A 24,615-nucleotide genomic window follows, 5' to 3' on the forward strand; every position below is an offset into this window, starting at 1 on the left:
GGATTAATCCGAAGTGCCTCTCATCTGTTCTTAACAACTATCGCAACATTGCAGTGGCAAAAAATGAAAAAAAAACGTCTTAGCCAGCTGATTTCCCTGCTGGTAGCTTCAACGGCGGCACAGGGCGTGCTGACGACGCACGCTTTCGCAACCTCTGATGTGATTATCGACACACCCTCGAATAATCTTCAGATCGATCACTCCGCTAATCTTGTTCATATCACTGACACGGGCATGCTTACCGGCGCACCCACCACGGCGTTAACCGTGAATCAGGACGTAATGGTCACCACCCTGACCAACGATGGCGTTATTAATGATGTCGTAGATGATTCCTACAGCCCAAACAGCAATATTGTTCAGATTGATGGGACAGTAGACGCATTTAATAATAACGGGACTATTGCCAGCGTTAATCCATATCACAATGGCAGTATTGTTGCGGTAGGGGCCTCAGGCACGGTGGGTTCATTCACCAACAGCGGGACCATTAAAAACGCGCCGGATAATTACAACTACGGTTATGATAATACGGGTGCTGTGAATAACACCGGCCATATCACCACGTTAACCAATACCGTGGATGGTACCATCACGGGCTATCGCGGCATCAATAACCAAGGCATCATTGATACCCTGACCAACGCGGGCGTTATCTCCACGGCCACTAACAACAATGGTATGTTTTACGGTCAAAACGGTGCTATCTATAACCAGGGTACCATTGGTACGCTACATAATACTGGCACGATCCAGACGGATGACACGGAAAACAATTACAACGGTGCGGGTATCTTCAACTACGGAACCATTAACACCCTCATTAATGATAATAAAATCAACGGCAGTTCCTATGGCATTCTTAACAGCGGCGCTATCGGCACCATTGAAAACAATGGCCAAATAACTGCAAATGAATTAGCGATCTACATCAATAATTATAACAATATTGAGAATAATACCACCGGAAAAATTGTTAACAATGGCGAAATCGACGGGCGCTATATAGGGATTTACATCTTTAGCTCCAATAACCAGAACCCGGCGATAGAGCTTGTTAACAACGGTATGTTGACCGGTGGTGAATATGCCTTCTTCATCGACAACTATAACAGCAATACCACCGACGTTACGCTGAATAACACCGGTTTAATAAAAGGCGATATTTACTCCGGCAGCACTAAGCCATTGACGATTAACGGCGGAACGACAACGCAGGGCACCTTGACCGGCCTCAATGGCATCGGCAATATCAACAACTACGGTTCCGGTGTCGTATTCGGCACAGGCTCGCTGCTGCTAAACGATCATATTTATACAGCCGATACCGTGCTCAACCGCGAAGCCGCGTTGCAGGTGAATAATTCGATTACCATCTCCGGCAACTACCATCAGAATGCCGCCGCTACGCTGATCTCCGGCATTGCCGATCTCGAAACGTTGGGCAATGATGTTACGGCTGATACCGGCTATGGTCGCCTGAACGTCACGGGCAACGCCACCATTGATGAGAACTCAAGCGTTAAGCTGCTGCGTACCGGTAGCACCTACAATTTTGCGGAAGGTCAGCGCTATGTGGTGATCAATGCTAATGGTGCAGATACCAACTACAACGCCGATAAGCTGAACTACCAGGCCATCGGCTATAACGGTACGGTAACAGGCTCGGTCTATGAGGATGGGGCCAGCAAGGCGCTGGTATTAACCGTAGGTGCAAAACCGGTCATCATCCCGCCTGTGGTGACAGAGCCGGAAGAGCCTGTCGTGACCCCTCCGGTTGACGTCCCGCCAGTGGTGACGGAGCCGGAAGAGCCTGTGGTCACGCCGCCGGTCGTTACCGAGCCTGTGGTTACCCCGCCGGTTGTTACCGAGCCCGTGGTCACCCCGCCGGTTGTTACCGAGCCCGTGGTCACCCCGCCGGTTGTTACCGAGCCCGTGGTCACGCCGCCGGTTGTTACCGAGCCCGTGGTCACCCCGCCGGTTGTCACCGAGCCCGTGGTCACCCCGCCGGTTGTTACCGAGCCCGTGGTCACCCCGCCGGTTGTCACCGAGCCCGTGGTGACCCCGCCAGTTGTCACCGAGCCAGTAGTTACTGAGCCAGTAGTTACCGAGCCGGTGGTTACTCCGCCGACCGTTACAGAGCCAGCACCCGCCGAGCCAATCAAACAGGGCCTGGCCACTATTCCGAGTGCCACCGCCGCCCTTGGCGGCCTGGGGAACTACTCGGGTATCTCTCCGCAGCTGCTGGAGCTGTATAACGCCTCGCTGGCGATTGAAGGGACTCAGGAAGCGAACCGCGTAGGCGAGCGTCTGTCACCAGGCCAGAACATTAACACCAGTTCTGCGGCGACCGTCGCCACCTCTACTGCGCAGGCGGTGGTCGGGGCACATATTGATGCCGTACGTAACCCGTCCGCCTCCGGCAACAGCGGCGTTGCCACCGGTGACGACTACGCCAGCAACTGGATCGTCTGGGGCCAGCCGTTTGGCGGCTACGCACGCCAGGAGAGTACGGATGACGTCAGCGGTTACTCGGCGAAATTTGGCGGTCTGATCCTCGGTGCCGATCGTGCGCTGGGCGACGACTGGCGTCTGGGTGCGGCGGTGAACTACAGCAACACCTCCGTACACGGTAAAGATAACCTGTCCGGCAACACCTCTACCGCTGACAACTACGGCGTGATTGGTTATGCAGGCTACACCGGCGATCCGTGGTATCTGAACCTGTCCGCGGGTGTTAACCGGCAGAACTACAGCTCCGTTCGCCGGGCTGACTTCACCGGCTTCTCCGGCGCGGCAAATGGCAAGTTCAACGGACAGTCCATCACGCTGCAAACCGAGTTCGGCTACCCGCTGACGCTGCCCGCTGATGTGGTGCTGACCCCGCTTGCCGGCCTGACGTATGGTTATCAGCACGTTGATGGGTATAAAGAGACCGGCGGCAACGGCATGGCGCTGGACGTCGGCAGCCTCCACTCCCAGTCCGTGGTGAGCGATATCGGTGCGCGGATTGAGAAGACCTTCGCAACGGGTATGGGCAACCTGACACCGTTTGCTCAGGTCTCCTGGATCCATCAGTATGACGATCGTCAGGTTAGCAGCCGCGCTTCCTACGCCGCAGATACCATCGGTGAAACCAGCTTTATCACCAAAGGCGCAGCGCCGGTAGAAGATATGGCAGGACTGGCCATTGGCAGCACGCTGTATGACGCGAACGAGCTGAGCTTCGACGCACGCTACGATCTGCAGGCAGGCGACCGCTATCAGGCGCACACCTTCAGCCTGCGTTTACGCAAGACCTTCTAAGTCGGGTTGATGCTTAAGAACCCGCCCTCGTGGCGGGTTTTTGTTTTGTGGCTGGCTGCGCCTGTAGCCAGACGCGCTAAAATCCCGCACCATGCACTATAATTCGGCAACGCTTCACGTGACTGGCAGCCTATGACAACGCAACTGCTTACCCGACACTGGCGCATCCCCGGCGCGGTGATGCTTCTGCTCACAGCGCTCTTCGCCCTCTTCACGCTGCACAGCCACTGGGGCGTATTCCTGCAGTGGTGTCTGAGCACGCAAATCACGCTCCACCGCTACCTGGTGATGTACCTGCTGCAGCTCAATAACCACCAGTACAGCGGCGGCCTGTGGTTGCTGACCGGCGCGTTTCTCTACGGCGTGCTGCACGCGATTGGCCCAGGCCATGGCAAATTTATCGTGGCCACCTATCTCAGCACTAACCAGGAGAGCCAGCTGGCCACCCGGGTAGTGCCGTTTCTCGGCAGCCTGATGCAGGGGGTGAGTGCGATCCTGTTCGTGTTTATTTTGGCGGTGGGCTTTAACCTCGCAGCGGGCGACCTGAGCGAAAGCCGCTGGTACGTTGAGAAGATCAGCGCCCTGATGATTGGCGGGTTTGGTGCCTACATTATTTACCGGGCGCTGAAGAGTTTCAGACCGCAGAGGCTCCGCATCGCCTCCCTGACGCCGCTCGGGCAGCAGCACGCCCCAGACTGCGGCTGCGGTCATCATGGCGTAGGCGTAGCGACGCAGGGCGACTGGAAGACGCGGCTGGGGGTGATTCTGGCGATCGGTGCGCGCCCGTGCAGCGGAGCGATTATGATCCTGCTCTTCTCTAACGCGCTGGGGATTGTCAGCTGGGGGATCGCGGCGGTTATGACGATGTCACTGGGTACGGCGCTGTCGATTATGGGTCTCTCGCTGGCGGTACGCTATGCCCGCGGGCGTACATCGGCGCTGTTTGGCGGCGAGGCGCAGCGGCTAACGTGGATCGTGCCTGTGCTGAAGGTTGCCGGCGGCGTGGCGCTAATTCTGTTTGCTACCGTGCTGTTTTTAACCGTGATCCCGGTAAGCGCCAACGGGGATTACATCGCGGCGGGTTGTTAATGACAACTTGCTGATACCAGACAATAAAAAAGCGGGCCGAAGCCCGCTTTTTACTGAGTGCTGAAACTTACTCGTTAATCTTCGGATGCTGATCGACCAGGCGCGAACGCTTCTTCTGCAGCTCCGCGATCTCCTCATCGATATCCTCGATCTTCTGCTCAATGTTGTCGTGATGCTCCTGCAGGATCTCACGTGCTTCCTGCATATCCGATGCCGCAGGCGTCGCACCGCGCAACGGTCGGTTGGCCGTCTCCTTCATCGTGATACCGGTGATCAGACCAATCACTGCCACAACCATCAGGTAGTAGGCTGGCATCATCAGATTCTCGGTGCTCTCTACCAGCCAGGCCGCCAGCGTAGGCGTCAGGCCCGCAATCAGAATCGAGATGTTGAAGGCGCTCGCCAGGGCGCTAAAGCGCAGGTGCGTCGGGAACATGGCCGGCAGCGTGGAAGCCATAACGCCGGTAAAGCAGTTCAGGATCACCGCCAGCATCAGCAGACCGGCAAAAATCAGACCGATCACATCGCTGTTAATCATCGTGAAGGCCGGGATAGCCAGTAAGAACAGCGCAACGCTGCCGATAATAACAAACGGACGACGGCCGAAACGGTCGCTCAGCAGGCCCATAACGGGCTGGACAAACAGCATCCCGATCATGATGGCGATAATAATCAGCACGCCGTGATCTTCCGAGTAGTGCAGGTTATGCGACAGGTAGCTCGGCATATAGGTCAGCAGCATGTAGTAGGTCACGTTGGTGGAGATCACCAGGCCGATACAGGCCAGCAGGCTGCGCCAGTGCTTGGTGGCAATCTCTTTAAACGACACCTTGGGTCCATGCTGTAACCCTTCACGATCGCCCTGCTCCAGCTTATCAACATGCTGCTGGAACGCAGGCGTCTCTTCCAGGGCATGACGCAAGTAGAGGCCAATCAGCCCCAGCGGCAGCGCAAAGAAGAACGGAATACGCCAACCCCAGTCGAGGAAGTTCTCCTCGCCGACGACGGTAGAGAGCACCACCACCACGCCTGCACCCAGCACGAACCCGGCAATAGAGCCAAAGTCCAGCCAGCTGCCCATAAATCCGCGCTTACGGTCCGGGGAGTATTCGGCAACAAATATCGATGCGCCGGTGTACTCGCCCCCCACTGAGAAGCCCTGAGCCATCTTACAGACCAGCAGCAGGATCGGTGCCCAGATACCAATGCTTTCATAAGAAGGTATCAATCCGATACAGAAGGTACTGATCGACATAATCACAATGGTGATGGCAAGTATCTTCTGGCGGCCGTATTTATCACCCAGCATACCGAAGAACAGTCCGCCTAGCGGTCGAATCAGGAAGGGAACGGAGAACGTACCCAGAGCAGCAATCATCTGTACGCTGGGGTTAGCATCCGGGAAGAAGACCTTACCGAGCGCGTAAGCCACAAAGCCATACACACCAAAATCAAACCACTCCATCGCATTACCGAGCGATGCCGCGGTAATAGCCTTACGCAGTTTGCCGTCATCAATAATGGTGACGTCATTCAGTGTAATAGGCTTAACTTTTTTCCTTTTAAGCATCTTTATCCTCTTTTGACTTGCGCCCTTAATCGCCTGGCCAGGAAGGCATACGCCCCTATAGTGATGCTAAACGTTCAGGATGCCGCAGCATCCCTCTTCAAGAGTAGCAGGTTTAGATATTCAGTTTGGTTAAAGCTTGTACAACTAAACCTGTTAACGCCTGATTGGGCACTTAACGAGCTATTAACATTAACAGGGTTTAAATTTGTGATCAACTTCACATAAAGTGTGCGGTTACTCTATTTCTATGGCCTTTGGAAATGCGCGCAGAGTTAACAAGAAGGCGGTGGCAATAAATATAAAATAAGGGTGCGTATACGGTTTCCATCAATAACGTGGGTAATTATTTTATCGCTAGCGATTTTAAAACGGCAATTTTTACAAGGTATTTACACTAATTTTCCCTCGCTAATACATTACATAGCTTTACGCGAAATATGTGACGAAGATAACTAAAACATTGTTTTATTTTCATTGAATCGATATTCCAAAGATCGCATCATAGCCGCAGTTCTAACGCACCAGGGCTAACGCAGGCGGTTACGCCAGCCGCGTATTCTCCTGGTTCGATTTGCATGATGATAGTGAAGGCCTCAACGCCAGGATGCCTTAACGAATTGAAATTAAAACTATTATTTTCTCGCTCATGCAGCGTGATGAGAAGTGAGGGTTCATAATGAAAATCAAGGCCACAATTGAACGCATTCCCGGTGGGATGATGCTAGTCCCGCTGCTGCTGGGCGCGATTTTAAATACCTTAGCCCCCGATACCGGTGCCTATTTCGGTTCATTCACCAAGGGTATGATTTCCGGTACGGTACCGATTCTGGCCGTCTGGTTCTTCTGTATTGGCGCATCCATTGATTTGCGCGCTACCGGTACGGTCTTACGTAAATCCGGCACCCTGGTGCTGACCAAAATTGCCGTCGCATGGCTGGTGGCAATGATTGCCGCCAGCTTTATTCCGGAACAGGGCATTCAGACAGGCTTCTTTGCCGGGATTTCCGTGCTGGCGATTGTCTCTGCGATGGATATGACTAACGGTGGCCTCTACGCCAGCCTGATGAACCAGTACGGCACCAAAGAGGAGTCCGGCGCGTTCGTTCTGATGTCGCTGGAGTCCGGCCCGCTGATGACCATGGTGATCCTCGGCTCTGCTGGCCTGGCCTCATTCGAGCCACACCACTTTGTCGGGGCGGTACTGCCGTTCCTGATCGGCTTCGCGCTGGGCAACCTTGACCACGACCTGCGGGCGTTCTTTAGCAAGGCAACGCCGGTGCTGATCCCGTTCTTTGGTTTCGCGCTGGGTAACACCATCAACCTGAAAGTCATTATGGACACCGGCCTGCTGGGTATCTTCCTCGGCGTAGCGGTTATTATCATCACCGGTATCCCGCTGATTTTGGCTGACAAGTTTATTGGCGGCGGTAACGGTACGGCGGGGGTTGCGGCCTCATCAGCGGCAGGCGCGGCGGTGGCTAACCCTGTCATCATTGCTCAGATTAACCCGGCGTTCGAACCGGTAGCGGCATCAGCGACAGCGCTGGTAGCAGCCAGCGTGATTGTGACGGCGATTTTGGTACCGATTATTACGGCACTCTACGCAAGGCGCTTTGGCGAGCCGCAGAATGCGGTAAGTAGAGAGAAGCCGGTCGAAGCCGACTCGTTACACCACTAAGACACTGATTTGTCCTTCAGCCCCTCCTGCCAACCGGGAGGGGTTACACACCCTCCCCAAAGATCTCATCCACCATTGCCGTTGCCAGCCGCGTTGCCGAACAGAGCCTCGGCATGCCCAGCGCCACGTTTTGCCAACTCTGGGTAATGGTCCAGCATATCGGGTGGCGATCCGCATCGCACCAGTCTCCCAGCCAGCCCAGCATATCTTTGTAATCCATCAGGCCCGGCGTCGTAGGGGTAGTTAACCACTGATGATAGAAGTGGCGCGTGGCGGGCGAAGCGTTGATGCCCTGGGCCAGAAAATCGGCGGCCATGGCCCGGAGATTGTCCTTAAGCAGCGAGGAGGCCTCCGGGCTGGTCAGGCGGCAGGCGTCGCCGAAAGCCCCCCAGCGGAGCTCCTCAAGCGCGATATAGCAGCGTCCGGCCATAGACCAGCCGTTGTACTTGCCAGCACGCCAGCGGGTAAATATCTGCTCGCTATGCGCGCCCGCCTGCACCATCAGGCCACGCTGGGTTAAGGCTTTCTCTTTCCAGGCCGCGCGCTGACTGAAGTGCTTATACAGCTCGCTAATCTGCTCAGGCAAGGCGGTGGAGGCGGCAGGACGGCGTTCGATGCTGTTCAGAAGCGCAGCCAGACGCTGGGTAATGCGCGCGAGCGCAAGCTGGCCCGGATCGAACATGCTTGCCAGCTTCTCGGCCAGGCCAAGGCGCAGGGCATCGCTCTCATTAAAGACGCCCGCCATTGCCCACGGGCGCAGCTGCGTTTGGTTCATGATCTCCTGCGTCAGGCGATCGCGTAACAGCTGCTGCTGCGGTACGATCTGCGCCTGGCGGGGAGCATCAATGCCCAGCACCAGATCGACGATAAACTTTGGATGGATACACTCCAGCGTGCTCCCGGGTCCGTTCAGTAGTCGATTTTTCATGGTTGGTCTGCCGCGAATAGGGTTTGAATATCATCGCGTAACAGGCGGGCATCCTCGTGGATCCATTTTGCCGTCGTCATACACTGCTTCAGGTGCTGACGAAGCGCCATTACCGATGACTCGTTCTGCTGGCGGATGGCCAGACTGTCACGCAGGCTCTCCTGAAGTCCGGAAAGGCTTAACGAAAATTCGGCAAAGAAGGTGGCCATTCCTGCCGTAACTGAAACATCGACCTGTGCCGCTAAAGCTTTACGAATTTGTGCACAAAAATGCGCAACATGGGCGGTCAAATTCGTATGCAACAGTGAAACATCGATAACATAACGCGTGCGGGTGACGACGTAGTCATTCCACCCCCAGCCGGGGTTATTGAGCCAGCGGGACATCGACTCCCGCACGCCGCTGACGCGCGACTGCCCCACCGGCAGATCCTCTGAGGTAATAGCGTCGACAAAGAGCTGGCGCGTATTAAAGTTCAGGGTGCTGGCCTGGAAAGCAGGCAGGCTGATACGCGCCCGGAACCCGGTATGGCTTAGCTCCTCTTTGATGCGCGTTTCGATAGGGCGCATGGCGTCATGCAGGGAGCGCGTGAGGGTATTCTCCAGCTGGTCAAAACGCAGAGCCAGCTCGCGGCCAATCTTCTCCTGCGCCGCCAGCAGTATCACTTCGCAGGCGGAGCGGATCTTGCTCAGCACGATCTGCGCCTGCCCTTCATCCTCCAGCACCAGCTTGCCTGGGCCAAATTCCTCACTCTGCTGCAGGTTGGCAAAGCTGAGGTTGGCCATCTCCGTCAGCGAGCCATCCTTAAAATAGCTATCGATTGCGCTGACGATATCCGCCTGCTGACCATTAATGAAGAGATCCGCTGCGGTCAGCGCCTCGTCAACCTCATGGTTTACCTCGTCGGTAACCCGCGCCTGGCAGCGCTTCAGCAGGGTCATATCCTCTTCGAGGCGAGCGATATTGTGCTCAAGTTTCTCAAACGCCACGGTCAGGCTCTGATAGCGAAAATCCAGGTACTCGTTAGCGCCGTGGGCGTAGTTTAAAAGCTTATGCGACGCCGAACGCAGGGCGTAGAGCGAGGCGTTGGCATGGGCGGCATGAAGCAGCTTACGGATCGGCTGCTCAAACAGCGAATCCTCCCACAGCAGCTCTGCCGCATGATGAATGTGGGCGATGTCATCGAGATCCGCCAGCCGCCAGCGACGGCCCAGCGCCTCTTCGGCAAAGTCCTGCACCCACGGCTGCTCGTCGGGATCGGGTAGCTTACCGCGCAGGTTCAGCTCGTGGCGGGCGCGGTTCGCCAGATAGCCCCACATAGAGGAGACCGGGAAGATCTGCTCAGGGTTGATATTGCCCTTCATCAGCGTCCCGGCGATCAGCGCCCGGACCTGCTCCTCATCGTCGCTGTTGCGATCCTTTTGATCGAATTTGTTCACCAGCGCGTAGAGCGGTACGGACTTGCCTACCGCCGCGATCGCCTGGCGTACCTCTTCATCCGAGATGGATTTGAGCTGGGTGTAGTCGAGCACGGCCAGCACCGCCGAGGCGCGCGCCAGCTGCTCGGCCAGCATCTGCTGCAGGTGCGGCTGCCCGGCCTCGTTTGGTCCAGGGGTATCCAGCAGCGTCAGCTGGCCCATGCTGTTCTCCAGCCCGGCGAGGTGCACAAACTCAACCTCAATCACGGGAATATGCTCAATGGCGGTATAGGCGGAGAAGGGGAAATCGACCTCCAGTGCTTTTGACAGACGCACCAGATCGTTCAGGCTCTTCAGGCAGTGGAAAATAGGCTGCGCGCCAAGATAGTGTTTATCGAAGGCGTCGCCCTGCTGGATACGATCCAACAGGGTCGTCATATCCTTGTCGATCTCCAGCTTCTGCGCCAGCCGCTCGCGGTCAACGGTAAACAGCCGGGTCTGGAGCTGCTGCGTCAGGGCGTCGATTGGCCCAACGTGGGAAAAGTGCAGCACCGGCTCTTTCTGTCCCGGCGTATGGCGAATAAGGGTTGGCAGGGCCGTCATCGGCCGGTTACGGTTGGGCAACACCTCGGTACCGACAATGGCATTAATTGTCGTCGATTTTCCTGCCTTCATCGTGCCGACAATGGCCAGCACCATCTCCAGCCGGGTAATTTTTCGCAGCTCGTTATCAAGAGTGGCGTACTGTGCTTCTACGCCCCGGGTACTAAAATGCAACGGCAGCACGTTGGCGGTGTCTCTGTCCCCGGCAGACAATGCGTTATCCAGCGTCGCCATAGGTATGGCCTGTACCGACTGGAGATTATGCAGTGAAAGCTGTAACAGCCTCTCGGCTTCCTGGCTTAATTCGAAAATTGTCTGTGTGTGCATGATGAAAGTCTTTCCTTAACGCAAATTTTTCTTACTTTTATTTAGCCGTGCTATTTATTTAGTAAAGTTTCGGCTTTTATAATTACGTGTGGAAAATATCTAAAAAAGATAATCGCCTGAAGACGCTCAGGAAAATAAATAGTTTTTGTCTCAACTCATCGACAGATCTTTCGTTCCGGACCAAGAAACCAGAGCGATTAGAGAGCGTAGCGCATTTTTATGGGCAAAAAGGATATATCTTCATATATTTACCCACCTAATTTGAGGGTAAGAAACCCCCTTCGGCAGAAGAGTGAGCGGGTGCCAGATGCCGTCGCGAATAGCGCTTGATGCTTCATCTCACCATATATGAATTGATGAAAAGTGGCAATTTCCCCCGAAAAATATTCTAAATATCATACATAAACCTATTCTTCCTGCGTCATACCGCTAGCATCGCTCACGGTTGTGCCAGGTTGTGTCAAGACCAGACATTTTTCTCTGCTTTTGCATAAAAATAATAGCACCGACAACTGTAAGGTATTAGTGTATAATCGCCCTCTTTCTCGGCCTGTTGCCGAGCGTTTTGCGGGCCGCGCGTCCGCGTTGCCAGTCTTGCGAGGAGCGTACCATGTCACTTCCCCACTGCCCAAAATGCCAATCCGAGTATACCTATGAAGATAACGGCCTGCTTATCTGCCCGGAGTGCGCTTATGAATGGACCGAAAGCGAAGCCGCAGCCGATACCGATCAATTAATCGTCAAAGATGCTAACGGCAATCTGCTGGCGGATGGCGACAGCGTGACGGTAATTAAGGATCTCAAGGTCAAGGGCAGCTCCTCAATGCTGAAGATCGGCACCAGGGTTAAAAATATTCGCCTCGTTGAGGGCGATCATAATATCGATTGCAAAATCGACGGCTTTGGCCCGATGAAGCTTAAATCAGAATTCGTTAAAAAGAATTAATCTCCGGCGACCCATTTTCAGACCGTGCTGGCACTATCTTCATTATCCGGTCATGGTAACTTAACCCAAATGTCACACTCGGCGGCCAGGATAGGACGATTCTAACCGGAGGTCGTCCATGCAGGGTGCTCAACACCATTTTCGCCGTCTATCTAAAGCCATGAGCGAGCCGGGGGTCATTGTCACCTTCAGCCCGCTTAACGATGAGTGCCAGTCGCTCGATCTCGCCAGCGTGCTGCTAACGTTAACCGATAGCAGCCGCGCCCCGCTGATTTTACAGGTTGCCAGCCTGAGCGGCGGGCGGATGCTGCGCCTGACCGGCAACGGCATCGCCGATGAGCGCATGGTTGCTCCCCAGCTGCCGGAGCGCATCGTGCATGAGCTTAGCGAACGTCTGCCCCCCTTCTCGCCGGATGTCGATCTGCTCCTGACCTGCGGCGAACGCCTGATGGCCATTCCGCGCACGACCCATATCGAAGTCCGTTAACTAGCGCGTCTGCGCTTTTCGTAGCGCCTGCGCCAGCTGGGCGCGGGTAAAGGGTTTACGCAGCAGCTCAACGTCCGGCAGAGCCGGGTTGTCCGCCGGGCGCAGATCCTGGCCGCTGATCAGTAGCAGCGCCAGTCCGGGATAGTGCTGGCGAGCAAACTGTATAACCTCCGCACCGCTCAGCCTGCCCGGCAGCATCAAATCGCTCAGCAGAAAATCGATATCCGGCGCGGCGGCCAGCAGCGCCAGCGCCTGCTCGCTGTTTTCCGCCTCCAGCGTCAGGTAGCCGAGCTGGTGCAGCTGCTCGCACAGCGTCTGGCGCACGTCGGCTTCATCCTCCAGGACCAGAATCAGCCGGTCGGTGTTATCGCCATCGGGTATCAATTCCGGTGCGTTGATGTCATGAGCCAGCTCTGAGGCGCGGGGCAGGTGCAGCCGCACCGTTGTGCCCTGCTCCGGCGCGCTCTCAATCTCTACCCGCCCGCCGGACTGGCGAATAAACCCGTAGACCATCGACAGGCCAAGGCCGCTGCCGCTGCCGGTCTGCTTGGTGGTAAAAAAGGGTTCGAATACCCGGGCTTTAATCTCCTGCGACATACCGCAGCCGCGATCGGCCACCTCCAGCGTCACCATATCCTGACGGCGTCCATCGCTGCGCGTAACCCGTTGGTTCCAGGTGCGGATGCGGATAACGCCGCTCCTGCCCTCCATCGCATCGCGGGCGTTCATCACCAGGTTGATCAGGGCGTTCTCCAGCTGTCCGACGTCGATCCATGCCGCCCACGCCGGCTGTTGCGCCTCAATCTCCAGCGTCAGGGAGGCAGGCAGAGAGTGGCGCAGCAGCTCGGTGAGGTTTTCCAGCAGAGGCTGCATCGCCACCGCCTGCGGGTGCAGGGACTGCTTGCGCGAAAACGCCAGCAGGCGCTGGGTGAGCAGCGCGCCCCGCTCGGCGGCCTTCAGCGCCCGGCTGATGCGCGGCGCATCCGGCGAACCGGGGCTGACCAGCTCCAGGCTGCCAATGATCACCGCCAGCAGGTTATTAAAATCGTGCGCCAGTCCGCCCGTCAGCTGCCCCACCGCTTTCATTTTCTGGCTGTGCAGCAGCGCCTCCTCCAGCCCCTGCCGTTCGGTGCGGTCAATCTCCATCTGGGTGGTCTTCTCTCGCAGCAGCCGGGAGGTGTGCTCCAGCGAGGCGGTATTGCGGGCAAAGACGTTAAACGCGCGCGCCAGCTCCCCCAGCTCGTCCCGCCGCTGCAGCGCCGGAACGGATACATCCTGCTCCCCCCGAGCCAGCCGACTCATCGCCCGGGAGATAGCCGTCAGGTTTGACCCCAGGTTCCGGTAGATGTACCAGCCTGCAAAGCCGGTGATCACCAGCGCAAGCAAGGTAAAGGCGATGATAAACAGGATGATGGACCTCAGCTCCCGGTGGCTTCGATCGATACGCTGCTGGGACACGTCCACGATGCGTTCAACGTACTGGTTGATATCCGTATTCAAAAAGGCCACCAGCGCCTTGATATGGTACATGTACCAGTTGATCGCCAGATCGCTCTCCTCAAGCTGCAAAGAGAGCGGCCCCAGCTTGCGCAGCTCGGCGGTGAGGTCGCCCAGCACGGTGTTGATGAGGGGTGCGCTCGCCCCCTCGGGCAGCTGGGCCATAATGGTATCCAGCGCCGCTATCGTCGGACGCGGGTAAGGGGTTTGGATCGCCGCGCCGATCAGGCGGTCTATCTCATCCAGCAGTCGCGCATCCGGCACGCTGCCGCCATCGCGTAGCAGGATCCCCTGGATCTGATGCAGGTAACTCTGGTTTTGGTAGAGCGAGCTGAGTAGCGCGTTACGCTGCAGGTGACGCCGATGGCCCCGCTCCAGCATCTGCGTTGCGCTGTGCTGTAGTTCGGTGCTGCGCTGTATGATGCGCGCCACCAGCTGCTGCTCGTTGCGCGCCAGCGGCGCATGGGCCAGCTGTTCTAGCGAGCGTTGCAGGGCCGCCTGCGTCGCCTTCAGCCGCTCGGCTTCCCCCTGATACTCCAGCGCCCCCACCACCTGCGACAGCCTGACCGCCGCCGTCGCTACGTTCGCCGTATCCCGCGCAAGGTTCATGCTGCCGGACATATCGTCCAGCGTCTGCTGCTGCACCAGCTCCTGGATCTGGCTGGCGTGGCGAAACCCCAGCACCGCCGCGCCGCTGACCATCAGCGTCACTACCATCACCAGCAGGTTAAAGATGAGCAATCGCCCGCGTGCGCTGGCGAAAAAGTGACTTCCTTGCTGCGGCATATCACGCTCCGGGAAGAAAAATCCCAATATGACAAATATGAACGGCCTCTGACATTTTGCGTTTACGTTCCTGTGATGGAGTGCTGATATCGCCCACCTCGCAGGAGATCCGCCATGAGCAGGACACCGGTACTGGAAATGCGCAATATTGCCAAAGCCTTTGGCAAATTCTATGCGCTCAAGGGTGTGGATCTCACGGTCTGGCCCGGTGAAATCCATGCCCTGATGGGAGAGAACGGCGCGGGGAAAAGCACGCTGATGAAGATCCTCGCCGGGGCTTACACCGCCACCAGCGGTGAGATCCTGATCGACGGCCAGCCCTACAGCATCAAAGGCCCGAAGGATGCACTCTCTGCCGGTATTACCCTGATCTACCAGGAGATGCAGCTCGCCCCGAACCTCACCGTCGCCGAAAACATTTTTCTCGGCAGCGAGCTCTCCAGCGGTGGGCTGGTAAAGCGTAAAGAGATGGTTACCCAGGCACAGAGCGTCATTAACCGCCTCGGGGCGCAGTTTAAGGCCAGCGATCTGGTGATGAAGTTGACCATTGCCGAGCAGCAGCAGGTCGAGATCGCCCGGGCGCTGCACCGCAACAGCCGCGTGCTGGTGATGGATGAACCCACCGCCGCGCTCTCCTCCCGGGAAACCCATCGTCTGTTTGAGCTGATCCTGCGCCTGCGCGACGAGGGGATGGCAATTATCTATATCAGCCACCGCATGGCCGAGGTGTACGAGCTCTCCGACCGCGTCAGCGTCCTGCGTGATGGGCAGTACGTCGGCAGCCTGATGCGCGACAAGCTAAACGCTGGCGAACTGGTGCGCATGATGGTGGGCCGTCCGCTCAGCGACCTGTTTAATAAAGAGCGCGACATTACCCCTGGCGAAACCCGCCTCAACGTGCAGAACCTCACCGACGGCGGCAAAATCCACCCTATCAGCCTGCACGTGCGCGCCGGGGAGATCGTCGGCCTCGCCGGGCTGGTGGGCGCGGGTCGCTCCGAGCTGGCGCAGCTGATTTTTGGCGTACGTCGCGCCACCGGTGGGGTCATTGAGATTGACGGCGAGCCGGTGGTGATCCACTCCCCGCGTACCGCTATCGATTTAGGCATTGGCTTTCTCACCGAAAACCGTAAAGAGCAGGGGCTGTTTCTCGAACTGGCCGCTGCCGAAAATATCACCATGGCAACGCTGGAGCGCGACGCGAACTACGGCATGCTGGATCGCAAAAAGGCCCAGGCCATCTCCGACGATGCTATTCAGCTCTTACAGATCCGCGTTCCCCACGCGCAGGTGCGGGCGGGGGGGCTCTCCGGCGGCAACCAGCAGAAGCTGCTGATCTCCCGCTGGGTTGCCATTAATCCGCGCATTCTGATCCTCGACGAGCCAACGCGCGGCGTCGACGTCGGGGCGAAAAGCGAGATCTATCGCATCATGAACCAGATGGCGCACAAAGGCGTGGCGATCCTGATGATCTCCAGCGAGCTGCCGGAGGTGGTTGGCATGAGCGATCGCGTCTACGTGATGCATGAAGGCACCATTGCCGGCGAGCTGCACGGAGAGGAGATCACCCAGGAAAATATAATGACGCTGGCAACCGGCGTAGATGAGGCGGTACACCATGGCTAAAAAAGAGACCTTAGCGCCAACCCCACAGCAGGTGGCGAAATCCGCGTCGGCAAAGAAAATGCTGATGGGGGATCTGATGCAAACGGTGGGGATCCTGCCGATCCTGATCCTGATCGTCGCCGTCTTTGGATTTATTGCGCCTAACTTCTTTACCGAGAGCAACCTGCTCAATATCACCCGTCAGGCGTCGATTAATATCGTGCTGGCGGCGGGCATGACTTTCATCATCTTAACCGGCGGTATTGACCTGTCGGTGGGCTCGATACTGGGCACTACCGCCGTGGCGGCGATGGTCGTCTCATTAATCCCGGAGCTGTCGATGCTGTCGATCCCGGCGGCGCTGATGCTCGGCCTGGTGCTGGGTCTGTTTAACGGTGCGCTGGTGGCCTTTGCCGGGCTGCCGCCGTTTATTGTCACCCTCGGCACCTATACCGCCCTGCGCGGCGCGGCCTACCTGCTGGCGGATGGCACCACGGTGATCAACTCCAGTATTAGCTTCGAGTGGATCGGCAATAACTATCTCGGGCCGATCCCGTGGCTGGTGGTTATCGCCCTGGCGGTGATCGCCATCTGCTGGTTTATCCTGCGCCGAACCACCCTCGGGGTTCACATCTACGCCGTCGGCGGCAACATGCAGGCGGCGCGCCTGACCGGGATCAAGGTGTGGCTGGTGCTGCTCTTTGTCTACGGCATGAGCGGCCTGCTCTCCGGCCTCGGCGGCGTGATGAGCGCCTCGCGCCTCTACAGCGCCAACGGCAACCTTGGCGCCGGCTACGAGCTGGACGCCATCGCGGCGGTGATCCTCGGCGGCACCAGCTTTGTCGGCGGCATAGGCACCATCACCGGTACGCTGGTGGGGGCGCTGATTATCGCCACCCTCAACAACGGCATGACGCTGATGGGTGTCTCCTACTTCTGGCAGCTGGTGATCAAAGGGGCGGTGATCATCATTGCGGTGCTAATCGATAAATACCGTACCCGTCACCATCAAAGTGCATAACAACAATACCCTACACATAAGGAACAGAATATGCGTTTGAAACCCTTAGTCACCGCGCTCTGTGCTGGCGCACTGCTTGCCGCAACGCCGTTTGCGCAGGCCAAAGATCTGAAGTCCATCGGCGTAACGGTGGGCGACCTGGCGAACCCGTTCTTTGTCCAGATCACCAAGGGCGCAGAGCTGGAGGCGCGCAAGCTGGCCGGAGAGAACGTCAAGGTGACGCTAGTCTCCAGCGGCTACGATCTCGGCCAGCAGGTATCGCAGATCGATAACTTTATTGCCTCAAAAGTAGACATGATCATTCTCAACGCGGCGGACTCCAAAGGCATTGGCCCGGCGGTGAAGCGCGCCAAAGAGGCCGGGATCGTGGTGGTGGCCGTTGACGTGGCGGCCGAGGGCGCTGACGCGACCATCACCTCCGATAACACCCAGGCCGGTGAGATCGCCTGTAAGTACATCACCGATCGCCTGAAAGGCAAAGGCGACGTGGTGATCATCAACGGGCCGCCGGTCTCAGCGGTGCAGAACCGCGTTGAGGGCTGCCAGACCGAGTTCAAGCGTCACCCAGGCATCAAGGTGCTCTCCTGGAACCAGAACGCCAAGGGCAGTCGCGAAGGTGGCCTGGAGATCATGACCTCCCTGCTGGCGGCCAATCCGAAGATCGACGGCGTATTCGCTATTAACGATCCTACAGCGATCGGGGCCGATCTTGCCGCGAAGCAGGCCCAGCGTAACGAGTTCTTTATCGTTGGCGTAGACGGCTCGCCGGACGGGGAAGAGGCGCTGAAACGTGAGAACTCCCTGTTCGTGGCGACCCCGGCACAGGATCCGCAGGTGATGGCGGCGAAGGCGGTGGAGATTGGCTATGACATCCTGCAGGGCAAACCTGCGCCGAAAGAGCCGGTGCTGATCCCGGTCACGATGATCGATAAGCAGAGCGTGGCGAACTACAAAGGCTGGACGGTTAAATAACGTAAATGCCGGGTAGCGCTGCGCTTACCCGGCCTACGCCTCTGGAGGCCATATATGAAACGCTCCGCGATTAACGAAATCCTTGGCCATACGCGGCAGTTTTTCTCCATGCATGACGTGCACCTGCCAGCATTTGCCAGCTTCGCCCCGGCCCGCTGGCGGCAGCTGCCTGCCGATGCCTGGCAGGAAGTGTTCGATCTCCGGCTGGGCTGGGACGTGACCGCCTTTGGCGGAGCGAACTTTGCGACACAGGGGCTGACGCTATTTACCCTACGCAATGGCTCCCCCACCGGGACACCGTGGCCCAAATGCTATGCGGAAAAGATCATGCACGTCCGCGACGGCCAGCTGACCCCCATGCATTTTCACTGGCGCAAGCGCGAAGACATTATTAACCGCGGCGGCGGTAATTTGATTATCGAACTGTGGAACGCCGGGGTCGACCAGCAGACTGAACAGACCGACGTGACGGTGGCCATCGACGGCTGTTTACAGACGCATACGGCGGGCAGCCAGCTGCGCCTGGCGCAAGGAGAGAGCATCTGCCTGCCGCCGGGTCTGTATCACAGCTTCTGGGGCGAACACGGCTTTGGCGATGTGCTGGTGGGCGAGGTCTCCTCCGTCAATGACGATGACCATGACAACCACTTCCTGGAGCCGCGCGATCGCTATAACAGCATTGAAGAAGATGAGCCCGCCCAGCTGGTGCTCTGTAACGAATATTCCCTGTTTCTCTACCCGGTTCCCTAATCAAGGAGGCTGCAATGCCGCTGATCTCTCTTGCCGAAGGTCTGAAACATGCCCGTGTGCACCAGTATGCGCTGGGTGCGTTTAACGTACTGGATACCCACTTTCTGCGGGCGCTGTTTGCCGCCGCAAAACAGCAGCGCTCGCCGTTTATCATTAACATTGCCGAAGTGCACTTTAAGTATTTGTCGCTGGATACGCTGGTAGAGGCGGTGAAGTATGAGGCCGCCCGGCACGATATTCCGGTGGTGCTCAACCTCGATCACGGCCTGCACTTTGAGGCGGTTGTTCAGGCGCTGCGCCTCGGTTTTACCTCCGTGATGTTTGACGGCTCAACGCTGGACTATGAAGAGAACGTGCGCCAGACGCGGGAGGTGGTGAAGATGTGCCACGCGGTCGGCGTCTCGGTTGAGGGCGAGCTGGGGGCGGTAGGCGGTGACGAAGGTGGGGCGCTGTACGGCCACGCCGACGAGGCCTTCTTTACCGATCCGCAAAAGGCCCGGGACTTTGTCGACCGAACCGGCATCGATGCGCTGGCCGTGGCGATCGGCAACGCCCATGGCAAATATAAAGGTGAGCCGAAGCTCGACTTTACCCGCCTGGAGGCGATTCGCCAGCAGACAGCCCTGCCGCTGGTGCTGCATGGCGGCTCCGGCATCAGCGATGCGGACTTCCGCCGCGCTATCAGCCTGGGGATCCATAAAATCAATTTCTATACCGGTATGTCACAGGCCGCCCTGGCCGCGGTAGACAAAAGCATGACCGCGCGGGATCAGATCTATGACGAGTTCGCCGAGCTGATGCTCAGCATTGAGCAGGCGATCGCCGACATTGTTGCCGAGCAGATGCGCATCTTCGGCAGCGAGGGGAAAATCTGATGACACGCAGAGGCATTATCGCGGCGGGCAATATGCTGGTGGATCACGTCCACCAGATCGTGCAGTGGCCGGAGCGCGGCTGGCTGGCCGAGATTGTCCACAGCGAACGCTCCACCGGCGGCGCGCCGTTGAACGTTCTGCTGACGCTGGCGAAGATGCGTACCGGCCTGCCGCTACAGGCGGTGGGGTTGGTGGGTGAAGATAACGACGGCGACTACATTATGGCGATGCTGGAGCAGTACCACATCAACCGCCAGCATGTGCAGCGCACCACCTTTGCCCCCACCTCCATGTCGCAGGTAATGACCGATCCCAGCGGCCAGCGCACCTTCTTTCACTCTCCCGGTGCCAACCGCCTGCTGGATCTGCCCGCCTTCGATCGCCTTGATAGCACCATGAAGATTTTCCATCTCGGCTACCTGCTGCTGCTGGACAGCCTGGATATGCCGGACGACGAGTTTGGCACCCGCAGCGCCCGGCTGCTGGCCCAGATGCACGGTCTGGGCTTTGAAACCTCACTGGATCTGGTGTCGCGCAAAGGCGATCCCCGCTACCGCCCGCTGGTAAACCCCGCCCTGAAGCATCTGGACTATCTGGTGATCAACGAGCTGGAGGCGGGCGAGTTCAGCGAGCTGACGATCCGCCACGAAAACGGCGAGCCGCATATCGAGCATATCGCCCAGGCAGCGGCGCAGCTGCTGGCCGCCGGCGTGAAGCAGCGGGTGGTCATCCACTGCCCTGAAGGGGCATGGGGGCAAACGCCGCAGGAGCCGGGCATCTGGATCCCCTCCTGGCACCTGGCGCAAGAGGAGATTATCGGTAGCGTGGGGGCGGGAGATGCCTTCTGCGCGGGGTTCCTTTACGGCTGCCATGAAGCCTGGTCGTTACCAGAGAGTATTCAGCTTGCCCACGTCTGTGCCCGAGCCAGCCTGCTTGCCGCCAACGCCATTGACGGGGCGAAATCCTTGGATGAGCATCGGGCATTTATCCGCGATAACGCTCAGGCCGCGATCTCATTATGAACCACGTCGGCAGCGAACACGTAGCCCAGGCCACGAATGGTTTTGATCAGCGCAGGCTGATGCGGGTTCAGCTCGATTTTGCGCCGTAGCCGCATAATCAACACGTCGATGGTGCGGTCAAATACATCCATGCTCTCGCTATGGGTGAGGGCCAGCAGCTGTTCGCGGCTCAGCACCCGTCGCGCATTCTGCATTAGCGCCAGCAGCAGGCCATACTCGCCCTGGGTGAGCGGCGTCAGCTGGCCGTGCGGATCGTGCAGCTCACAGCGGGTCGTATTCAGGCTCCAGCCGTTAAACGCCATATCCGCCCCTTTCGCGAGCGGACTCTCCGCCGCTAGCGCACCGGTGCGCCGCAGCACCGCCTTCAGGCGGGCCACCACCACGCGGGGGTTAAAGGGTTTGGCGATATAGTCGTCTGCGCCCATCTCAAGGCCCACCACCACGTCCGATTCGCTGCCCAGCCCGGTGAGCATTACCACCGGTAGCGCAGGCCGCGCTCGCTGCAGCTGTTGCAGCACCATCAGCCCGTTGGTATCCGGCAGCACCATATCGAGCAGTACCAGCGCGATTTCGGGTTGCTCAGCGGCAAGCGTTAACGCATCCCGACCGCTATGACAGACGTGCACGGCAAAGACATGCTCATTAAGCACATCCTGCAAGAGTTCGCAGACTGCCGCATCATCATCCACTATCAGAATTGCCGGTTTCATCATCTACGCCCGCCAGAGAGACATGCCTAAGTGTTAGCCATTCTGGTGAGGATCGGCAGCAAATCACACTGCGACGTGCTGGATCTTTAACCGCTGTCACACCCCTTAGTTTTTCGACACGTCAAATGTGTCGATGCCCTGTTCATCGACAGGGTTTTACCCGGTACTCGCCCGTAATCCCTGCCAATGCCCACAGTAACAATGTGGCATGTAAGATGCATAGTGGGGCCAGGAGCGCAAATGCGCGCTGTATTTAACTGGAGCAGAAGCGATGAAAAAAGTCGTCACGGTTTGCCCGTACTGCGCCTCAGGTTGCAAGATCAACCTCGTGGTGGATAACGGAAAAATCGTTCGCGCGGAGGCGGCGCAGGGGAAAACCAATCAGGGAACCCTGTGCCTGAAAGGCTACTACGGCTGGGATTTTATCAACGATACCCAGATCCTCACTCCGCGTCTGAAAACACCCATGATCCGTCGCCAGCGCGGCGGTAAGCTGGAAGCGGTCTCCTGGGACGAAGCGCTGAACTATGTCGCCGACCGCCTGAGCGCCATCAAAGAGAAATATGGTCCGGACGCCATTCAGACCACCGGCTCGTCGCGCGGTACCGGCAACGAAACCAACTATGTGATGCAGAAATTTGCGCGCGCCGTTATTGGCACCAATAACGTCGACTGCTGCGCACGCGTCTGACACGGCCCCTCGGTTGCAGGTCTGCACCAGTCGGTCGGTAATGGCGCAATGAGTAATGCCATCACGGAAATTGATAACACGGATTTAGTCTTTATCTTTGGCTATAACCCGGCAGATTCCCACCCTATCGTCGCCAATCATGTGATCCGTGCGAAGCGTAACGGGGCGAAAATTATTGTCTGCGATCCGCGCAAAATCGAGACCGCGCGCATTGCCGATATGCACCTTGCGTTGAAGAACGGCTCGAACATCGCGCTGCTCAACGCCCTTGGGCATGTCATTGTTGAAGAGAAGCTCTACGACGCGGCGTTCGTGGCGAACCGCACCCAGGGCTTTGAAGAGTACTGCAAAATTGTGGAAGGCTACACGCCAGAGTCCGTCGAGGAGATTACCGGCGTTAGTGCTCAGGCGATCCGTCAGGCGGCGCGGCTCTATGCCGGGGCGAAAACGGCATCAATCCTGTGGGGCATGGGCGTGACCCAGTTCTATCAGGGGGTTGAGACGGTGCGTTCCCTCACCAGCCTGGCGATGCTCACCGGCAACTTAGGCAAGGCGCACGTCGGCGTCAACCCGGTACGCGGACAGAACAACGTGCAGGGCGCGTGTGATATGGGCGCGCTGCCGGACACCTATCCAGGCTACCAGTACATCAGCGATCCGGCGAATCGGGAAAAATTCGCCCGCGCCTGGGGCGTAGAGAGCCTGCCGGCCCATACCGGCTACCGCATCAGCGAGCTGCCGCATCGGGCGGCGCATGGCGAAGTGCGGGCGGCCTATATCATGGGCGAGGATCCGCTGCAGACCGACGCCGAGCTTTCGGCGGTGCGCAAAGGGTTTGCGGACCTTGAGCTGGTCATCGTGCAGGATATCTTTATGACCAAAACTGCGGCGGCGGCGGATGTGATTTTACCGTCAACGTCGTGGGGCGAGCATGAGGGCGTCTATACGGCGGCGGATCGTGGTTTCCAGCGCTTCTTTAAGGCGGTAGAACCCCAGTGGGATCTGAAAACCGACTGGCAGATCATCAGCGAGATCGCCACGCGGATGGGCTACCCGATGCACTACGACACTACCCAGCAGATCTGGGACGAGCTGCGCCACCTCTGCCCGGACTTCTACGGTGCGACCTACGAGAAGATGGGCGAGCTGGGCTATATTCAGTGGCCATGCCGCGATGAGTCAGAGGCTGACCAGGGAACGTCATACCTCTTTAAAGAGAAGTTTGATACCGACACCGGGCTGGCGAAGTTCTTTACCTGCGACTGGGTTGCCCCTATTGATAAGCTCACCGACGACTACCCGATGGTGCTCTCTACGGTGCGTGAGGTGGGTCACTACTCCTGCCGCTCAATGACCGGCAACTGTGCGGCGCTGGCCGCGCTGGCCGATGAGCCAGGCTATGCGCAGATCAATACCGCCGACGCCGCCCGGTTGGGCATTGAGGATGAGGCGCTGGTGTGGGTCAACTCGCGCAAGGGGAGAGTCATCACCCGGGCGCAGGTCAGCGACCGCCCGAACCCGGGCGCGGTCTACATGACCTACCAGTGGTGGATTGGAGCCTGTAACGAACTGGTGACGGAGAACCTGAGTCCGATAACCAAAACGCCAGAGTATAAGTACTGCGCGGTACGCGTGGAGGCAATCGACGATCAGCAGGCCGCCGAGCGGTACGTCATTGACGAGTATAACAAGCTTAAATCCCGACTGCGGGAGAGCGCATTAGGATAAAACAGGCATGCTAATTAACACCGGCCTCGAATTAGAGGCCGGTGTTATATATTCATATGGATTATTATTTATAAAGTCCTGTGAGTGCACTCGAAGAAAAATGTAATTAAGTTAGTAAAATTACATCTCTATTTCTCTTTTCTTTTAACCTGAAGGCGATATCATTATTGGCGGGTGCTTAAGGCTTTCTGTCTTAAGCACGCTCAGTGTTATTCCGAACAACGTTGAGAGTGTGGTAGTCAGAGAGTTGAAAGCCCCGGGCAATGTTTTCATAAACCCGGGGGCTACTCTCACACAACTCCGACAAGTTGAGAGTAGCCTCTTACCCTTTTTTTTGCAAGGAGTAAAAGGCATGACGCCATTAAAATATCTGTTAGCCATTCTGTTAGTGGTTTGTCTAACAATTCTGACCTTTGCCTTTATTAACCGCGGAAGGCTTTGCGAGTTTAATATAAAAAACGATCGTCAGGAGGTGGCGGCTAAATTAGCCTGCACAGCAGGCTAACTCAACGGGCGGGGTAACCCGCCCGAATTGCCAGCGTTGTGTCCTTAATGCACCCTTTTATAATTCTCACAAATACATTCACACTATGTGAATAATAAAAA

The 24,615-nt window shown here is 57.5% G+C and carries 18 protein-coding genes; 13 read left to right on the plus strand and 5 right to left on the minus strand.

Annotated features, from left to right (window positions below; translation table 11 throughout):
- Nucleotides 1–63: 63 nt before the first annotated feature.
- Nucleotides 64–3,306 (plus strand): autotransporter domain-containing protein, encoded by a 3,243-nt coding sequence (locus tag NR795_RS14835; protein ID WP_257758610.1) that lies wholly within the window; start codon nt 64–66, stop codon nt 3,304–3,306.
- A gap of 132 nt (nt 3,307–3,438) precedes the next feature.
- On the plus strand, nt 3,439–4,395 hold the full coding sequence (locus NR795_RS14840; protein ID WP_144816659.1) for a nickel/cobalt transporter: 957 nt from the start codon (nt 3,439–3,441) through the stop codon (nt 4,393–4,395).
- A 67-nt stretch (nt 4,396–4,462) separates the two neighbouring features.
- Here the strand turns inward: NR795_RS14840 and proP are convergent, their stop codons facing one another.
- Nucleotides 4,463–5,965 (minus strand): glycine betaine/L-proline transporter ProP, encoded by a 1,503-nt coding sequence (gene proP / locus NR795_RS14845; protein ID WP_257758611.1) that lies wholly within the window; start codon nt 5,963–5,965, stop codon nt 4,463–4,465.
- Nucleotides 5,966–6,641: 676 nt separating this feature from the next.
- On the opposite strand from proP, the gene kdgT reads away from it, so the two are divergent.
- On the plus strand, nt 6,642–7,643 hold the full coding sequence (kdgT, locus tag NR795_RS14850) for a 2-keto-3-deoxygluconate transporter (protein WP_144816664.1): 1,002 nt from the start codon (nt 6,642–6,644) through the stop codon (nt 7,641–7,643).
- A 43-nt stretch (nt 7,644–7,686) separates the two neighbouring features.
- Here the strand turns inward: kdgT and NR795_RS14855 are convergent, their stop codons facing one another.
- Together NR795_RS14855 and crfC are read right to left on the minus strand one after the other, a co-directional pair.
- Nucleotides 7,687–8,571 carry a diguanylate cyclase regulator RdcB family protein gene (locus tag NR795_RS14855; protein WP_144816666.1) on the minus strand — a complete coding sequence of 295 codons (885 nt, stop codon included), beginning with the start codon at nt 8,569–8,571 and terminating at the stop codon, nt 7,687–7,689.
- Nucleotides 8,568–10,919 carry a clamp-binding protein CrfC gene (crfC, locus tag NR795_RS14860; RefSeq protein ID WP_257758612.1) on the minus strand — a complete coding sequence of 784 codons (2,352 nt, stop codon included), beginning with the start codon at nt 10,917–10,919 and terminating at the stop codon, nt 8,568–8,570. The genes NR795_RS14855 and crfC overlap by 4 nt, the downstream gene beginning before the upstream one ends.
- Nucleotides 10,920–11,529: 610 nt before the next feature.
- Here crfC and NR795_RS14865 point away from each other — a divergent pair.
- Together NR795_RS14865 and NR795_RS14870 are read left to right on the plus strand one after the other, a co-directional pair.
- On the plus strand, nt 11,530–11,865 hold the full coding sequence (locus tag NR795_RS14865) for a zinc ribbon domain-containing protein YjdM (RefSeq protein ID WP_144816671.1): 336 nt from the start codon (nt 11,530–11,532) through the stop codon (nt 11,863–11,865).
- Nucleotides 11,866–11,983: 118 nt separating this feature from the next.
- On the plus strand, nt 11,984–12,352 hold the full coding sequence (locus NR795_RS14870; protein ID WP_257758613.1) for a phosphonate C-P lyase system protein PhnH: 369 nt from the start codon (nt 11,984–11,986) through the stop codon (nt 12,350–12,352).
- Here the strand turns inward: NR795_RS14870 and NR795_RS14875 are convergent, their stop codons facing one another.
- Nucleotides 12,353–14,635, minus strand: a complete 2,283-nt coding sequence (locus NR795_RS14875; protein WP_257758614.1) for a hybrid sensor histidine kinase/response regulator — start codon at nt 14,633–14,635, stop codon at nt 12,353–12,355.
- A gap of 114 nt (nt 14,636–14,749) precedes the next feature.
- Here NR795_RS14875 and NR795_RS14880 point away from each other — a divergent pair, with 114 nt between their 5' ends.
- Genes NR795_RS14880 through NR795_RS14905 form a run of 6 tightly spaced genes read left to right on the plus strand, consistent with a single transcriptional unit; the run spans nt 14,750 to nt 20,880 of the window.
- The gene (locus NR795_RS14880) at nt 14,750–16,261 is read left to right on the plus strand and encodes a sugar ABC transporter ATP-binding protein (protein WP_257758615.1); all 1,512 of its coding nucleotides are present in this window, start codon (nt 14,750–14,752) and stop codon (nt 16,259–16,261) included.
- Nucleotides 16,254–17,261, plus strand: a complete 1,008-nt coding sequence (locus NR795_RS14885; RefSeq protein WP_144816680.1) for a ribose ABC transporter permease — start codon at nt 16,254–16,256, stop codon at nt 17,259–17,261. Before NR795_RS14880 ends, NR795_RS14885 begins: the two co-directional genes overlap by 8 nt.
- A gap of 30 nt (nt 17,262–17,291) precedes the next feature.
- Entirely contained in the window at nt 17,292–18,233 is a 942-nt protein-coding gene (locus tag NR795_RS14890; RefSeq protein ID WP_257758616.1) for an ABC transporter substrate-binding protein, read from the plus strand.
- Nucleotides 18,234–18,287: 54 nt separating this feature from the next.
- Nucleotides 18,288–18,983: a D-lyxose/D-mannose family sugar isomerase gene (locus NR795_RS14895; RefSeq protein WP_257758617.1), complete on the plus strand. Its 696-nt coding sequence runs from the start codon at nt 18,288–18,290 to the stop codon at nt 18,981–18,983.
- Nucleotides 18,984–18,997: 14 nt separating this feature from the next.
- Nucleotides 18,998–19,858, plus strand: a complete 861-nt coding sequence (locus tag NR795_RS14900) for a ketose 1,6-bisphosphate aldolase (protein ID WP_144816687.1) — start codon at nt 18,998–19,000, stop codon at nt 19,856–19,858.
- Nucleotides 19,855–20,880 carry a carbohydrate kinase family protein gene (locus tag NR795_RS14905; RefSeq protein WP_144816689.1) on the plus strand — a complete coding sequence of 342 codons (1,026 nt, stop codon included), beginning with the start codon at nt 19,855–19,857 and terminating at the stop codon, nt 20,878–20,880. The genes NR795_RS14900 and NR795_RS14905 overlap by 4 nt, the downstream gene beginning before the upstream one ends.
- Here NR795_RS14905 and NR795_RS14910 read toward each other — a convergent pair.
- Nucleotides 20,859–21,590, minus strand: coding sequence for a response regulator (locus NR795_RS14910; protein ID WP_144816860.1), 732 nt, complete (start codon nt 21,588–21,590; stop codon nt 20,859–20,861). The two genes, NR795_RS14905 and NR795_RS14910, sit on opposite strands and share 22 nt — an antisense overlap.
- 271 nt (nt 21,591–21,861) lie before the next feature.
- On the opposite strand from NR795_RS14910, the gene fdhF reads away from it, so the two are divergent.
- Together fdhF and NR795_RS14920 are read left to right on the plus strand one after the other, a co-directional pair.
- A complete protein-coding gene (gene fdhF, locus NR795_RS14915) occupies nt 21,862–24,009 on the plus strand; it encodes a formate dehydrogenase subunit alpha (RefSeq protein WP_144816691.1) in 2,148 nt (715 codons plus the stop codon).
- Between the two features lie 352 nt (nt 24,010–24,361).
- Nucleotides 24,362–24,514: a Hok/Gef family protein gene (locus tag NR795_RS14920; protein ID WP_042388790.1), complete on the plus strand. Its 153-nt coding sequence runs from the start codon at nt 24,362–24,364 to the stop codon at nt 24,512–24,514.
- Nucleotides 24,515–24,615: the final 101 nt, after the last annotated feature.

This window comes from Pseudescherichia sp. L3 (assembly GCF_024656065.1).
In the GTDB taxonomy this organism is placed as follows: domain Bacteria; phylum Pseudomonadota; class Gammaproteobacteria; order Enterobacterales; family Enterobacteriaceae; genus Pseudescherichia.

Coding starts and splice junctions, on each gene's coding strand:
- NR795_RS14835 (WP_257758610.1), top strand. CDS start 64: ATGAAAAAAAAACGTCTTAGCCAGCTGATTTCCCTGCTGGTAGCTTCA.
- NR795_RS14840 (WP_144816659.1), top strand. CDS start 3,439: ATGACAACGCAACTGCTTACCCGACACTGGCGCATCCCCGGCGCGGTG.
- proP (WP_257758611.1), bottom strand. CDS start 5,965: ATGCTTAAAAGGAAAAAAGTTAAGCCTATTACACTGAATGACGTCACC.
- kdgT (WP_144816664.1), top strand. CDS start 6,642: ATGAAAATCAAGGCCACAATTGAACGCATTCCCGGTGGGATGATGCTA.
- NR795_RS14855 (WP_144816666.1), bottom strand. CDS start 8,571: ATGAAAAATCGACTACTGAACGGACCCGGGAGCACGCTGGAGTGTATC.
- crfC (WP_257758612.1), bottom strand. CDS start 10,919: ATGCACACACAGACAATTTTCGAATTAAGCCAGGAAGCCGAGAGGCTG.
- NR795_RS14865 (WP_144816671.1), top strand. CDS start 11,530: ATGTCACTTCCCCACTGCCCAAAATGCCAATCCGAGTATACCTATGAA.
- NR795_RS14870 (WP_257758613.1), top strand. CDS start 11,984: ATGCAGGGTGCTCAACACCATTTTCGCCGTCTATCTAAAGCCATGAGC.
- NR795_RS14875 (WP_257758614.1), bottom strand. CDS start 14,635: ATGCCGCAGCAAGGAAGTCACTTTTTCGCCAGCGCACGCGGGCGATTG.
- NR795_RS14880 (WP_257758615.1), top strand. CDS start 14,750: ATGAGCAGGACACCGGTACTGGAAATGCGCAATATTGCCAAAGCCTTT.
- NR795_RS14885 (WP_144816680.1), top strand. CDS start 16,254: ATGGCTAAAAAAGAGACCTTAGCGCCAACCCCACAGCAGGTGGCGAAA.
- NR795_RS14890 (WP_257758616.1), top strand. CDS start 17,292: ATGCGTTTGAAACCCTTAGTCACCGCGCTCTGTGCTGGCGCACTGCTT.
- NR795_RS14895 (WP_257758617.1), top strand. CDS start 18,288: ATGAAACGCTCCGCGATTAACGAAATCCTTGGCCATACGCGGCAGTTT.
- NR795_RS14900 (WP_144816687.1), top strand. CDS start 18,998: ATGCCGCTGATCTCTCTTGCCGAAGGTCTGAAACATGCCCGTGTGCAC.
- NR795_RS14910 (WP_144816860.1), bottom strand. CDS start 21,590: ATGAAACCGGCAATTCTGATAGTGGATGATGATGCGGCAGTCTGCGAA.
- NR795_RS14920 (WP_042388790.1), top strand. CDS start 24,362: ATGACGCCATTAAAATATCTGTTAGCCATTCTGTTAGTGGTTTGTCTA.